Origin of the sequence: Mesorhizobium sp. M0028, from assembly GCF_040323855.1 — a bacterium.
Taxonomy (GTDB): Bacteria; Pseudomonadota; Alphaproteobacteria; order Rhizobiales; family Rhizobiaceae; genus Mesorhizobium.
In genome coordinates this window covers 122,333-134,806 of record NZ_JAMYVG010000010.1, presented here as the reverse complement: position 1 = coordinate 134,806, position 12,474 = coordinate 122,333, and the positions used below count along the sequence as shown (strand labels likewise).

Here is a 12,474-nt window from a genome sequence, read left to right as displayed (position 1 = left end):
CTCAGGACGCTGACAGGAGACCGGCGCCAAGAAGCAGAAATATCGAGGCGCCGAGCCCGATCCGATAATAGACGAAGGGTATGTAGCTGCGCGTCGAGACTAGCTTCAGAAAACCCACGATCGCGACATAGCCGACCGCGAAGGACAGCAGGGTGGCCAGCGCGGTCGGACCGGCGCCGACCGGACTGTCTGCCCCCCAACTCGCATAGAGCTGGAAGAAGCCTGAGGCGAGCACGGCAAGTATCGCCAGCAGGAACGAATACCTGGCGGCGGCCTCTCGCGTGTAAGCCATCAGCAGTCCGGCGCTTATAGTGTCTCCCGATCGCGAAACGCCCGGGATGAGGGCCATCGCCTGGGCGGCGCCGAACAGAAGGCCGTCCCGCCAGCCCAGATCGCGCAAAGCCTTGCGCTTGGCGCCCAGCCGGTCGGCGGCCGCGAGAACCAGCGCGAAGACGATCAACATGGTTGCCGTGAGATAGAGGTTGCGGGCCGGACCTTCGATCAGGTTCTTCAGCAATAGTCCTAGGATGCCGATCGGCAGGGTCCCTATGATCACCAGCCATCCCATGCGGGCATCCGGGTCCAGCCGTTCACGGCGGCCGGCCAGGGAACGCAGCCATGTGGCGATGATGCAGATGATGTCATGGCGGAAATAGATCAGGGCCGCGATCTCGGTCCCGATCTGCGTAATGGCGGTAAATGCGGCGCCGGGATCGCCGGCCGGTGGCAGGAATTCACCAACGATCCGCAAATGCGCGCTTGAGGAGATCGGAAGAAATTCCGTCAGTCCTTGAACCACTCCTAGGATCGCCGCCTCGCTCCACCCGATTTCAGCCAATTGCACTTCCTTTGCGTGGTGCGCAGCTCGTCTCGGGCTGTCGCTTCATCGGATCGTCGAAGAGCCGACGTTAGCCGGTGCGGGCCTGCAGATAGGAGAGCATGAGGAACTGTGGGGCGGTCACGCAGCTTTGCTGCGCTGATCGGGTCTTGGATTGTCGTTTGCCATGCCCGGATACCATTCCGCGAAGACTGCTTTGAGACTTCCGTCGAGTGTCCGGGTGCGGCCATTGCTTCGCCCGTTGCCTCGTGGGCGCTCAACGCGAGGTGCAGTCGTGATCCAAAAGGCGCTCGGCCGCTGAGCTTTCCCAATTGGTCAGGATGTAAAATCCCGGTCTTGCGCCGGCGAGTTCGGCGCCAACGACGACGACATTTACGTGATGCATGGCGCCCCGGGCCTGCGGCAGGCCGGAAGCGATGATGCCGACTACGTTGGTCGTTTCCAAATCCGGCTTGTCGACTGCCTTGATCCAATAGCGTTTCCCCATCAGAGCCAAAGGGAGAAGCTGCCACGGACCTTCCACCTTCGGCCCCTTCAGGACAAGTTTCTTTTCCACCGACACCGCAACGCAATCGATATGGATGTGGAACTGATCCTGGGATCGCTCAGTCCTGGAATTCACAGCCATGGCGATGGCCGTTCGTGGAAGGTGACGTCCGAGGCTCGCCGAGACCTTGCTTCGTGCTTTCCATGCCCGATTCCAGAGTTGGGAACTGCCCTGCCAACGGACAGACGGGCTTTCAAGGCCGGCAACAGCCGTAAGTGGCGTCAACAGAAACTCGGTCCGGTATCGGGGTGATTTAATGAGAGCTGATCCAGGCACGCCCTGCCTGGGCAGGATCACTTCCTCGCAGGGGAAAGCGCTGCCAAGATGCGCTGCGGCAAGAGCGCAGGTCTGCACAACCTGCCAGAGCGCGTTGCGATGCGCTGAAGCGGAGCCGACGTCGGTGACCGCCGCAGTCAGCAACGCGATTGTCAAACAGAGCACGGCTGCAGCACGGCAGTGGTGGAACAATGGTAACCTGTGAAGGGATTTTACAGCGAGGGGAATGCCCGAGATGAGGTTTTGAGTCCCGGCGCGCAGTCGGCGAAACCGAAACGGTGAAGGTGGAGCGGCTGGGAGCCTCGCGATGGTTCCGATGGGCGACTGCTCTTCTGCCCGATCACTGGTTTGATGACGTTTCGGCATTAAACCTCGCATCCTTGGCCGTGACCGATGTCAGTTCAGATTCTGCGCCCCGCTCAGCGGCCGGATCGAGATTGCTGTCCTTCCCTACTATGGCCTTGTCAGCGCTTCGCGGCACGTCCTCCATCGCATTCTGAAGCATCGAGCGGGTTTCCTGCAGGTCGAGTTCCTTCTCGGCTTGACGTACGGCGTCGTCAAACTGCTTTCGAAAATCGCCCGCAATCCGATTGAATGTCTTCATCATTGCCCCCGCCGATCGCATGACTTTTGGAAGCTCCTCCGGGCCGAAAACAACCAGCGCCACCACGAAGATAACCAACAGGTGGGTCATGCCAAGTCCGAACATCGGTACGTCCTCTCGCGCAATCGCCGGCAGCGACAACCTCTCCGCTGGTTTGTGGCGACCGATCCGGTTGAATGCCTCGACCTACGGCGCCAAATCCAACCATCATAGCCTCTCGCCTGAGCCATTCCAGTATGCGGCCGCGGGAATGTCGTTCATACTTCGAGCCATGTGGCACCACTCGTCAACCCGAATATCAGGCGCACGTCTGGTAGGGATATTCGCAACCGTGCTCGCAGCAAGCGGACTCCTCGCTGGAGCCGATGGCACAAGGCCCAGAATATTTGAAGCAGGCGCCTACTCCTTTTCCGACGAACTCGGCGGATTCCGGATCATTGCCGCTTCGGGAGCCGGAACAAGGGCCGATCCCGTCGTGATCACCGAGGAACTCGAGTCGGCAAGCCCGGTAACCCTCACCATACGCGCCATCCGGCCGGTTCAGCCATTCGGTGCCTCCGGCAACTATGCCACCGGGTTCATTTCCCTAAGGATCGTTGCCCTCAACAACAGCGGTCACGCCTGGGTCGAATTCGAGTTCGAGTTGCAGGAGATTCTCAACCAGCCAAGCGATTCCAGCGACGGGCTTTCGTTCGACCAGGCGCGCCGCGAAACGGATGCAATTCGGTCCGATAGTTTCGCCGAATTCAGTCGTGAATTCGAACCTTATGACCATCTTCTGTTCCGGAAAGGCGAGGTCGATCCGCTGAGCACGGTTTCGTTCTCATTCCTGGTGACTGATTTCACGCCGACTGCGCGGCTCTATCTCGTTCAGGACCCGCGCATTCCCTCAACCTGAACGTGTCGCGCATCATCGCGGCCGTCGGTTCGAACAACGCTGCTCGTCATGCATGCCGGCAGTTTGGCAGGTGTCGTTGGGCGCGGCATGCCGATGGATTTGCTGGTCATTTTGGTCGCTTGGCCGTGCCTTTGATTCGGGCCACAAAATACGGACAACAGGGCAAAACCCGACGCGAACGACGATTGAGGATCGTGAGCGCCCGCGGTACGAGTTCTCCGCCGAGTTACTTGTGAAGCGTTCACACTAGCGACAGTTCCGGATCGTGCTATGATCTTGCGCATGAGGACGATCCCGGCCTCTTACATTCTGGTTTTCGCGGCGCTCGCTGCAACGCCCGCGCGGGCCGAATGCCAGTGCCTCGCCAACGGCCACATTTTCCATCACGGCGAAATCGCTTGTCTGCAATTGCCGTCAGGTCCTGAACTCGCGCAGTGCGACATGGTTCTCAACATTTCGTCATGGAAAAAAATTCAGGATGGATGCCCCGAGGCGACGGCGCCGTTTGGCTTGCCTGTCAAAGGGGACGAGCAGAAACCAGGCGAAGGCGGAGATAAAGCCAACGATTTGGCTTTATCAACAGCAAACGCCCGGAGCTAAAGCGAAGCGCAGTTTGCGCGCATCCAACAGTGCGACGCAAGCCCAACGCATACCCTAGCGGTGTTCCAACACCGCTAGGAACCAGCCCTATGGATGAGCTTCCTGTTGAGATTCTGCTTTCCTGTCAGTCCTTCTTGTTCCGGTAGCTTTCAATGGCTTTGCCAACCATGTCGATGGCGACGTTGGCGCCACCAAAGCCGTTCAGCTCAACGGCCTTGCGGCCTTCAGGTAGCTGCTTGTAAACTCGAAAGAATGCCTCGATGCGCTGTCGTTCGATGGCCGGAAGATCATCGATGGTCTTGACCCCGTCATATTGCGGATCGATATCCGTAGCCGGCACAGCGATGATCTTGTCATCCGCTTCGCCGCCGTCGACCATGTTGAGCACGCCGATGGCGCGGACTTTGATCAGAGCACCGGGCACAACGGGTTCCCGGGTGAAGACAAGCGCATCCAACGGGTCGCCGTCGCCGCCCAACGAACTGGTAACGGAACCATAGTTGGCCGGATAGACGACCGGCATGGACTGATATCGATCGACGACGACATGGCCTGTCTCGGCATCGATCTCATATTTGGTGATGCTTCCCGCCGGAATCTCGATAACCGTGTAAAATTCGCTGGTGTCTTTCGGCTGCGGAAAATCGAAAGCTGTGACGAATTCGGCGAAAGCGGGCTGCGTGCCCAGCAGGGCCGCAAGCGCCATGACAGTCGGCAAAGCGCGCATGGTTGTCTCCAGAGGTTGGACGGGCAGGGCGCCCTGCATCCGCCTAGCCACCGTATGTGACGGCAGCATTACAGGGTTCCGTTATTGAAATTGGATGACCGTATTTGCACCGATCCTGCGGCGAGCAGAAATGGGCCGAGATAGAGCGCTGACGAGTGATGAGCGTCTATGGGCGTTTGCGTTTATGGGCGTTTAAGAGACGGTGGCCGCTTCAAATGTGCTATTTCAGGCGAGCCCATTTCCGGCAAGGGGATAGCTTGCGTCGTAACTCCTGCCAATCGGGCACGCTACACCCACAACACGCCGTTCGGCGAGAGCTGCCACGTAGACGCCTCGCGGCTCAGTGCGACGTTGTGTGGCAATCATCAAAAAGCAAGTGAAACTCCAACTTCAGTTGAAGTCCTTCGGAGACTACGCCACCTTGACCTTGAATCATTGCCAGGGTTCGAAATTCGTGAACGAAGAGACAACAACACCACGTCCGCTATACTCCACTGAAAGGGCTGCTTCATGTCGGGAATGTCGCGCAGGGGATTCTTGCTGGGCGGCACGGCAGCAGTAGCTGTCGGCGCTGCAGGCGGGCTGATTGCCGGCAGGGCCGTAGCAGCCGATCTGACCTTGCGGGTTTCAGCGATCAGTCGGTCGATTTTGCCCGGCACCGTCACCAAAGGGATGATGAGTTTCGGTGCGGGCGGGCCGCCGCCCACTCTGCGTTTATTGCGAGGTAGGCCGTTTTCCATAGACGTGGTCAATGATCTCGATGAAGCGACGAGTGTGCACTGGCATGGATTGCGCATCGCCAATGCCATGGACGGCGTGCCTTATCTCACCCAGCGTCCCATCGCGGCGGGCGAAAGCTTCCGTTACACTCTGACACCGCCGGATGCCGGCACCTATTGGTATCATCCGCATTGCAACACGCTCGATCAGATGGCCCGCGGTCTGACAGGCATGCTTGTTGTCGAAGATGACGAAGATGCCGGTTTCGACCAGGATTTGCCGCTCAATATACGCGACTTCCGTCTCGGCGAAGACGGCCAGTTCATCGAATTGTTCAAGGCACGCAACGCTGCGCGCGGCGGCACGCTGGGTACGGTCTCGACGGTAAATTGGGAAGTCACCCCGATTTACGATCTGCCAGCGGGCAGCCTTGTGCGCCTGCGTTTGGCAGTCACGGATGTCACCCGTATCGGCACTTATGACCTCGATGGCGGAACGGCCAAAGTGATCGCTCTTGATGCCAACCCGCTGCCGCAGCCTGTTGCGCCTCGGGGCATTGTCATCGCGCCCGGCCAGCGCGCCGATGTCGCCCTCCGCGTGCCTGATGGCGAAGACGAGATCGTCAGCCTGAATCTCAGAACAGCCAAGGGACCTCGCGTTCTCGTCCGATTCCGGCCTATCGGCGCCAGCGCGGGGCGGACGCTTGGCGAACTCAAGCCGCTGCGGCCGAATCGCGTACCGGAGCCGGATCTTGCCGATCCCGAGACAATGGACTTCGTCTTTGGCTGGTCGCCCAATGGTGATGCGCCGGCGCCGGGTGTTTGCGGCACGCTCGGCTACACCTTCTGGTCGATCAACCGCGTCGCCTGGCGAGGGGACGCGCCGGGGCCAGTTGATCCGCTCGCGGCTCTAAAACGAGGCAAAAGCTATGTTCTGCGCCTTCGCAACGAAACGCCGAACGATCATCCGATCCATTTGCACGGTATGTCTTTCCGTCTGCTACGCTCCGACAAGCGCAAAATTGCGTCGCTTGTAACAGATACGGCCCTTCTTAAATCGCAAGAAGTGATGGAAGTGGCGTTGGTCGCTGACAATCCGGGTAATTGGGCATTCCATTGCCACGTCATTGAACATCAGAAGAGCGGCCTGACCGGTTATTTGCGTGTGGAATGACCCGGTCCTCATCCAGGGTTGCGTTGCCGAGGGCGTGAGAGGGTCGAAATTGGGCGAGGCGGAGCGTCCGAGTTCTCGCCGCACTAATGGCGCTACTGCTCACGGGCGCCGGAGCGGCCGGCGACGGGTGCTGATCTGTGCATCTGATCGAGCCTCTGCTGAGTGGCCTCCCGGGCTCGCTCGCCAACGCCGGTTCCCATGCCACCGCGGTCGCGATTGCGTTGGTCATCATCACGGCGCTGTAGCTCATGCTGGGCGATCTGGCGCCCGCTCCGGATCGTGCTATGATTTCGCATGAGGACGTTCCATGCCTCTTGCATCCTGGTTTTCGTGGCGCTTGTTGCAACGCCCGCGCGGGCAGAATGTCAGTGCCTCGCCAACGGCCGGACGTTCCATCACGGTGAATTCGCCTGTCTGCAATTGCCGTCTGGACCGGAACTCGCGCAATGCGACATGGTTCTCAACATTTCGTCATGGAAAAAAATTCAGAGCGGCTGCCCGGAGGCGACAGCACCATTGAGTGTGCTCGTCGAAGGGGGCGAGCAGCAATCAGGCGAAGCCGGACACAAAGCCTTAACAACGACGAACACTCCGACCTAAGACGAAGAGCAGGCTGCGCATCAGCCACAGAGATCTCTTTCGGCAAGGCGTCAACTTTGGGGTGAACTGTTACACTACCGTCACTTGATTGCGCTGACCAGCGGGTTGTCGCCATCGAGGGAGACCCAGCGCCCCGTGTCGGTGCCGGTTTGCCTCTTCAGGAAGCGGTAGCCGGTCTGGTCCCAGCGGCGCACCGTGTCGGTGAGGTTGTCGAGGATGAAGTCGCCCGTGTCGGTACGAACAGTCAGCACTGCATGACCCTCGCCGTCGGGCTTGCGAACAACCGTCATCAGCAGATCCGACACAGGAATGCCGCGGTTTATCAGACGGCGACGCTTTTCCAGCGCATAGTCTTCGCAATCGCCGAAACCACTGTCCGGATAAGCCCAGAATTCGTCCTGTCCGTACTGGTCGAGATCGCTCATCGGCTTGACGTTGTTGTTGACCGTCAGGTTAACGCTCGTAATCTGCCGCCAGAGTTTTCCGGTCATGTGCTCCGGACCATTGTCGCGTGAGCGGATCTCACATTCGGCCCGATGGGATTTGCAGAAATCGTAGTGACCGATCGGCTGCGAGGTAAAGCCACCGATCGGCATCGACTGTGAAGCCGTCGCCGCCGACCACGTGGACATTATCGCAATGATTGCAACGACCGCACCGCCGCCCAACCGTGCGCACAACCGCACTCGTGAGGAACTCATCCGACCCGCCCAACCACCTTTGTTAAGAATGAGTTAAGGTCGATCCCGTGGGTTCTGTCAATCAGAGCGGGAGGAAGATCCTTCTGAATGGTTACTTGCGCCGTGTGCGTTGCTCGGCCGCTACACGTCTGCACGATTTCGGTTTCCTGCGCGGCAGGTCTTTGCCAGAGGGACCGATATGGTGAGATGTCAACCGTCGGTCACGCTTGGTGCGAATTGGAAAGTGATGAATGAGCCTCGATGAGGTCACGCAAGCGACGATCGCGTTTATCCGGACGCATGAAGCATGGGGTGTTCCGCTGGTGCTCGTGCTGGCCTTTGGGGAATCGCTGGCGTTCATCTCTCTGTTGTTGCCTGCAACCGTGATCCTGATCGGTGTCGGTTTTCTCATCGGCGAAAGCGGTATCGCATTCTGGCCCCTGTGGCTTGCCGCCGCCATTGGGGCGGCATTGGGGGACTGGCTGTCCTTCTGGATCGGCACGCGGTTGGGAAACGGGGTTTCGCACTATTGGCCCCTGTCACGTTATCCAAACCTCATTCCGCGCGGTCACCTGTTCTTCGAGCGATGGGGGGTGGCCGGGGTGTTCTTTGGGCGCTTCTTCGGTCCTTTGCGCGCATCCGTGCCATTGGCGGCGGGCATCTGTAAGATGCCCGCCTTGACGTTTCAGATTGCCAACATCACCTCAGCCTTCGTCTGGGCCACAGGTATTCTGGCTCCCGGCGCCTTCGGCCTCAAATGGCTGCAGGCGTGGATTTGATGGGCACCAAAGGCGGACCGTCATTGTCTGCCTCTGGCAAGGGCAGGAATCAATCGTAGGCGGCGCGAACGGGTATGCTCCCCAGTTCAGTTCGAATTCGAATTTCGAAGGCGAAACAATCCGCAACTCAAGAGAATTAGGCACGGTTTCGTCTTGAACTCGTAGCTGGTTCCTTTGATGCCGCTGGCGCAACCGTAGGAGCCAACTTGCCGCCGCTACTCGAGGCCAGATTTGCAGATTTCTAGTGCGACAAAAGGACAGGCAGGCGCAGATCGCCCAGAACGCCCTTGGTTGCGCCACCCACGACAAAATCTCTCATCCGGGAATGGCCGTACGCACCCATGACAAGCAGATCGGCGCCCATGCCGACAGCGCGCTCCTGAAGCGTAACGCCAATGGGGCGATCTTCCGTATCGATTGAGACTCCCTCAGCGGGAAGGCCACGCATTCTCAGGCTTAAAGCAAGGCTTTCGCCAATATCGCGCAGCGGCTTTTCGATTGTCACCGTCAGTACGGTTATCTTTGCCGCACATTGCAGAAACTCATACGCGTCGGCAACGGCCCGGGCCGCAACGCGACTCCCATCCCAAGCGATGATAACATGATCGATTGCACCAACATTTGCGCTTTCCGGCAGAATTATGGTCGGTCGGCCCGAACCAAACAGAACCGCGTCAACGGTCATGCGCGCAGTCTGGTTATTTGGCTCCAACCCAATCAAAGCAAAATCGAAATAGCGTGACTTCACTGCCGCAACATCGCTGACAGATGCCGGCTGAACAGCAATCTCCTCGGTTGTCAGGGACGATCCGACACGTGCCGCTTCAGCTTTCAATGCCTCCAGCAAATCGAGCCCGTGCTTGCGGCTGGTCGCTTCTGTCTCCCGGATCATTTCGGGAAGGTTGATCAAGTATCTCGACACCGGGTTGGAAATACCCGGGATATCGACATTGATCGTTAATGCGTGAAGCGCCGCGCCAATGTGCTTGACCACCGCGATTGCGTTTAAGGCGATTTTGGTGGAATTCGCTTCCGGATACGTCACCAGAGGAAGTAAGGCAATCTTATTCATCAAACCTCAGCTCCATGATTTCGGCCGCTGTCGAGCGACCAATGGCCCAACGCGTGTTACACACCTCAAGCCTCCTAGTTCAGCCCGCCAAAATACTCAGACGACCGAGGTTCGCTATCGCCTACCTCGATATTCCAAGGCGATCTTGCGCCGCATCGATTCCGTCCTGAACGGTCGTGGCTATAATGGCAGGCATCGATGACGAGAAATGTCAACAAAGATTAGCCCGTTTGTTGCCATGAGCGCAGTGGCGCCCGCAAGCATTGTTTTGACAGTAGCGGCAGCCGAGGATGTGGCGGAAACTCCGCTGTTCACGATCCGCGCCGGGGACCATCGGGGTTTGACATCTGGAGATCCGCGTTCTGCGATCATCCTTCCTGAATCCGGATACCGGCCAAACCTGGATGCCTAGCGAAGCTGTAACGCAGCCTGCCGCAACCGACGCGCCAGTGTTGTGCTCCCTACATTATGTCCGGCAGGCTCCAAGCAGACACAAGAGCGGGAGGGGTTGAAGCTGTCGATCGCGCGCTTTCGATCCTCGGGTGCTTCACAGAGCGCGACGAAGGTTTAAGCTTGGCCGAGATTTCTTCTAGACCAGGCCTCTACAAAAGCACGATCCTTCGGTTAACGGAATCCCTTGTCCGGAGTGGCTACATTGTTCGCATGGCGGACAAGCGCTTTGCTGCCGGCCCTACGCCGATGATATTGGGCTCATTCTACCGTCGTCGTTTTAAGATGGAGGCCTTCGTTCGGCCTCTCCTTTTGAGCCTTGTTGAACGGGCGAATGAAAGCGCATCGTTTTTTCGAAAGGAGGGAAATCGCAGCATTTGCCTGTTTCGTGCAGACTGTCGCCATTTGATCCGGGATCAAATCCGAGAGGGCGATGTGCTTTCGCTTGACCATCATGCAGCTGGCCAAGTGCTTGCTCGGTTTAGTCTCGCTAAGCCTAGAATGCGAATAGCTCTTATGGCGAAGATTCCGTTTGTATCGCTCGGGGAGGGAGATTCTGAAACAGCGACGATGGCCGTACCGGTTTTTTCAGGCAGCGAGGGCTTGGCCGGAGCGCTGGCTGTTTCTGGACCGCTGACCAGATTTACACCGGAAAAGCTGGTCAACATGAGACCGCTTTTGCTGGAATTTGACGAACGCCTATGGACATCCCTTGCGAGTAGCCAATATTTACAAGCGCGCTCATAGAATGGTCGTCACTAGAGCGTGTGTGCCCAAGGGCACGGGAGCAGCAGTTGGGGCGGATTGTGGCCTTCTTGCCTTTGGAAGCGGTTAAGCGTGATGACAAGCGAGGCTCCAAATCGGCTACTCTGCTCGATTCATGGCAAGCGGCCCCGCCAAACATGATTGGAATCGACATCGGGCGCTTGAGGACATGACTGCCAGTGAGCGTCCGAGCAACAACGCGCACAATCAAAGCGATAGTGGCGATCTGATCCGCCGGGCGGTGGCTGCTTTCAATTCCGGTAATCACGACCAAGCGATGCATCTGTGCGCATTGGGCCTGGGGCAGCACCCGGGCGATCCAGCGCTTTGCCATCTTCTGGCGGCGTTCCTGTTCGCAAGGGCAGACATGCCGGGGGCTCGTGCGCGCGCATCGAAGCGAGCCTTGCCGTTCGCCCGGACAATGTGCCTGCCTTGATTCTGGCATGCAGGATTGCCCGGGCCGAAGGCAGGTTTGAAGCGGCGTTGCAACAGCTGGATCGCGCAGCCAAGCTATCATTGCAGGCGGAAATCCTCATCGAGCGAGCACGTACCCTTGATCAGGCAGGCGACGCCCCGGCCGCGCGCGAATGCTGGACACTTGTCTTGCAGCGGGATCCGAAATCCTAGGAGGCAGCGGCGCGCCTCGGGCGCCTTGCCTGGCAACGCGGTGCGCCTGCCGAAGCGGAGGGCTTCCTCGAACGCGCTGTCGCCGGCGGTGGGCATCCGGCTGCGTGGTTTGACCTCGGGCTGGTGCGTCAGGACATGCGCAAGTTCGGCAGCGCCGCTCAAGCCTATCGGCGGGTGCTGAAGATGAGCCCGGACGCCCCGGAAGCTGCCGTCAATCTGGGTGTCGTCCTGCAGGAAGTCGGCGACCTCGACGGGGCCATGGCTGCGTATTCGATTGCCTACAGTCTGCGCCCATCCACGTTCGGCGTCATCGCCATGGCACTCACATCGGCGTCCAGCGGCCGGCTATGGCTTGATGAGGAAGCGCTGCGTCGCTCACTCGCTGGTGGAGCGTCCCCGCCTGGCGCGAAACCGCTTGCGGTACACACCGGGCGTTGACAGGACATCGGCGACCGTCTGCGCATACGATGCCTGCCGCTTTTCATCGAACACCTCGTATTCCAGCTGCGGCTCAACCCGTGGAACCGCAAAGCACTGCGCGACCGGGGTTCCTTTCCTGAGCAAGCCAGAAAACTCGGGCTCAGTCCAGACCGCCGGGAAATTAATGCCTCCATCGTTGAACCGGTCGGAATCCACCAGGCCCGTCACCAGCCTGAAGGGCAGATCGTCGCGATTGACCGGATGCGTCGCGAACAGCGACCAGCCGTCCTCGACCTGTATGGTCCAGAAGCTGTTGAATTTGAGGGCGGCCTGACCGGGAGTGGCAAACGGGCTGCCTGCGAGTTGCCCCGGCGTGTGGAAGCTCAAAGGCGCTCGGGGGTGGTTCCCGGTGACCGGGTCCGGAATCTGCCAGTCCTAGGAAAAGGTCCCTTTGTCGGCGATGACGTCGCACGGCAGGAGGATCATGAAGCCATAGGTCATCGCATCGATAACGGGCGGGCACTGCTTGAGCGTGCGAATGTCGCGGCCGTGGATCGCCGAAAAGGAAGTAGCGGGCATTGTGCGCAGCCAATCCGGCAACGCGCCGCGCGCGAGGATCGGGCGTGGCAAATGCTCGACCAACATTGGATCACATCGGAAAATGACACGCATCGTCGCCTCCCGGCATTGCGATACCA

17 protein-coding genes and 1 pseudogene are annotated in these 12,474 nt (G+C 59.1%); 9 read left to right on the top strand and 9 right to left on the bottom strand.

Annotated features, from left to right (window positions below):
• Position 1 precedes the first annotated feature (1 nt).
• The 3 genes from NKJ93_RS19800 to tatB all read right to left on the bottom strand — a co-directional run bounded on the left by NKJ93_RS19800 (position 2) and on the right by tatB (position 2,370).
• Positions 2–829 carry an undecaprenyl-diphosphate phosphatase gene (locus tag NKJ93_RS19800; protein ID WP_352452071.1) on the bottom strand — a complete coding sequence of 276 codons (828 nt, stop codon included), beginning with the start codon at positions 827–829 and terminating at the stop codon, positions 2–4.
• Positions 830–1,094: 265 nt separating this feature from the next.
• Positions 1,095–2,027 (bottom strand): CDP-diacylglycerol diphosphatase, encoded by a 933-nt coding sequence (locus NKJ93_RS19795; RefSeq protein WP_352451999.1) that lies wholly within the window; start codon positions 2,025–2,027, stop codon positions 1,095–1,097.
• On the bottom strand, positions 2,002–2,370 hold the full coding sequence (tatB, locus tag NKJ93_RS19790; protein WP_023680209.1) for a Sec-independent protein translocase protein TatB: 369 nt from the start codon (positions 2,368–2,370) through the stop codon (positions 2,002–2,004). Before tatB ends, NKJ93_RS19795 begins: the two co-directional genes overlap by 26 nt.
• 226 nt (positions 2,371–2,596) lie before the next feature.
• On the opposite strand from tatB, the gene NKJ93_RS19785 reads away from it, so the two are divergent.
• Both NKJ93_RS19785 and NKJ93_RS19780 read left to right on the top strand, forming a co-directional pair.
• Positions 2,597–3,163, top strand: coding sequence for a hypothetical protein (locus tag NKJ93_RS19785; RefSeq protein ID WP_352452000.1), 567 nt, complete (start codon positions 2,597–2,599; stop codon positions 3,161–3,163).
• Between the two features lie 270 nt (positions 3,164–3,433).
• Entirely contained in the window at positions 3,434–3,763 is a 330-nt protein-coding gene (locus NKJ93_RS19780; RefSeq protein WP_352452001.1) for a hypothetical protein, read from the top strand.
• A 124-nt stretch (positions 3,764–3,887) separates the two neighbouring features.
• On the opposite strand, the gene NKJ93_RS19775 is transcribed toward NKJ93_RS19780, so the two are convergent.
• On the bottom strand, positions 3,888–4,529 hold the full coding sequence (locus NKJ93_RS19775; RefSeq protein ID WP_352452002.1) for an inorganic diphosphatase: 642 nt from the start codon (positions 4,527–4,529) through the stop codon (positions 3,888–3,890).
• A 471-nt stretch (positions 4,530–5,000) separates the two neighbouring features.
• Here NKJ93_RS19775 and NKJ93_RS19770 point away from each other — a divergent pair, with 471 nt between their 5' ends.
• Both NKJ93_RS19770 and NKJ93_RS19765 read left to right on the top strand, forming a co-directional pair.
• Positions 5,001–6,383 carry a multicopper oxidase family protein gene (locus NKJ93_RS19770; RefSeq protein ID WP_352466303.1) on the top strand — a complete coding sequence of 461 codons (1,383 nt, stop codon included), beginning with the start codon at positions 5,001–5,003 and terminating at the stop codon, positions 6,381–6,383.
• Between the two features lie 294 nt (positions 6,384–6,677).
• Positions 6,678–6,983, top strand: a complete 306-nt coding sequence (locus NKJ93_RS19765; protein WP_352452004.1) for a hypothetical protein — start codon at positions 6,678–6,680, stop codon at positions 6,981–6,983.
• 80 nt (positions 6,984–7,063) lie between these two features.
• Here NKJ93_RS19765 and NKJ93_RS19760 read toward each other — a convergent pair whose 3' ends face one another.
• Positions 7,064–7,684 carry a transglutaminase-like cysteine peptidase gene (locus tag NKJ93_RS19760; protein ID WP_352452005.1) on the bottom strand — a complete coding sequence of 207 codons (621 nt, stop codon included), beginning with the start codon at positions 7,682–7,684 and terminating at the stop codon, positions 7,064–7,066.
• 230 nt (positions 7,685–7,914) lie between these two features.
• Here NKJ93_RS19760 and NKJ93_RS19755 point away from each other — a divergent pair, with 230 nt between their 5' ends.
• Positions 7,915–8,442, top strand: coding sequence for a DedA family protein (locus NKJ93_RS19755; protein ID WP_352452006.1), 528 nt, complete (start codon positions 7,915–7,917; stop codon positions 8,440–8,442).
• A 241-nt stretch (positions 8,443–8,683) separates the two neighbouring features.
• Here NKJ93_RS19755 and NKJ93_RS19750 read toward each other — a convergent pair whose 3' ends face one another.
• Positions 8,684–9,514 (bottom strand): universal stress protein, encoded by an 831-nt coding sequence (locus tag NKJ93_RS19750; protein ID WP_352452007.1) that lies wholly within the window; start codon positions 9,512–9,514, stop codon positions 8,684–8,686.
• 468 nt (positions 9,515–9,982) lie between these two features.
• Here NKJ93_RS19750 and NKJ93_RS19745 point away from each other — a divergent pair.
• From NKJ93_RS19745 to NKJ93_RS19735, 3 genes and pseudogenes are all read left to right on the top strand, one after another.
• Positions 9,983–10,165 (top strand): annotated as a pseudogene (locus NKJ93_RS19745) (helix-turn-helix domain-containing protein); the annotation flags it as partial.
• Between the two features lie 12 nt (positions 10,166–10,177).
• On the top strand, positions 10,178–10,711 hold the full coding sequence (locus NKJ93_RS19740; protein ID WP_352452075.1) for an IclR family transcriptional regulator: 534 nt from the start codon (positions 10,178–10,180) through the stop codon (positions 10,709–10,711).
• 187 nt (positions 10,712–10,898) lie between these two features.
• Complete coding sequence (locus NKJ93_RS19735; RefSeq protein WP_352452008.1) at positions 10,899–11,165, top strand: hypothetical protein; 267 nt, start codon at positions 10,899–10,901, stop codon at positions 11,163–11,165.
• 77 nt (positions 11,166–11,242) lie between these two features.
• On the opposite strand, the gene NKJ93_RS19730 is transcribed toward NKJ93_RS19735, so the two are convergent.
• Positions 11,243–11,518, bottom strand: coding sequence for a hypothetical protein (locus NKJ93_RS19730; protein ID WP_352452076.1), 276 nt, complete (start codon positions 11,516–11,518; stop codon positions 11,243–11,245).
• Between NKJ93_RS19730 and NKJ93_RS19725 the strand changes: the two genes are divergently transcribed.
• Positions 11,492–11,794, top strand: coding sequence for a tetratricopeptide repeat protein (locus NKJ93_RS19725; RefSeq protein WP_352452009.1), 303 nt, complete (start codon positions 11,492–11,494; stop codon positions 11,792–11,794). The two genes, NKJ93_RS19730 and NKJ93_RS19725, sit on opposite strands and share 27 nt — an antisense overlap.
• On the opposite strand, the gene NKJ93_RS19720 is transcribed toward NKJ93_RS19725, so the two are convergent.
• Complete coding sequence (locus tag NKJ93_RS19720) at positions 11,732–12,163, bottom strand: hypothetical protein (protein WP_352452010.1); 432 nt, start codon at positions 12,161–12,163, stop codon at positions 11,732–11,734. The two genes, NKJ93_RS19725 and NKJ93_RS19720, sit on opposite strands and share 63 nt — an antisense overlap.
• Before the next feature lie 48 nt (positions 12,164–12,211).
• Complete coding sequence (locus NKJ93_RS19715; protein ID WP_352491411.1) at positions 12,212–12,418, bottom strand: hypothetical protein; 207 nt, start codon at positions 12,416–12,418, stop codon at positions 12,212–12,214.
• Positions 12,419–12,474 lie beyond the last annotated feature (56 nt).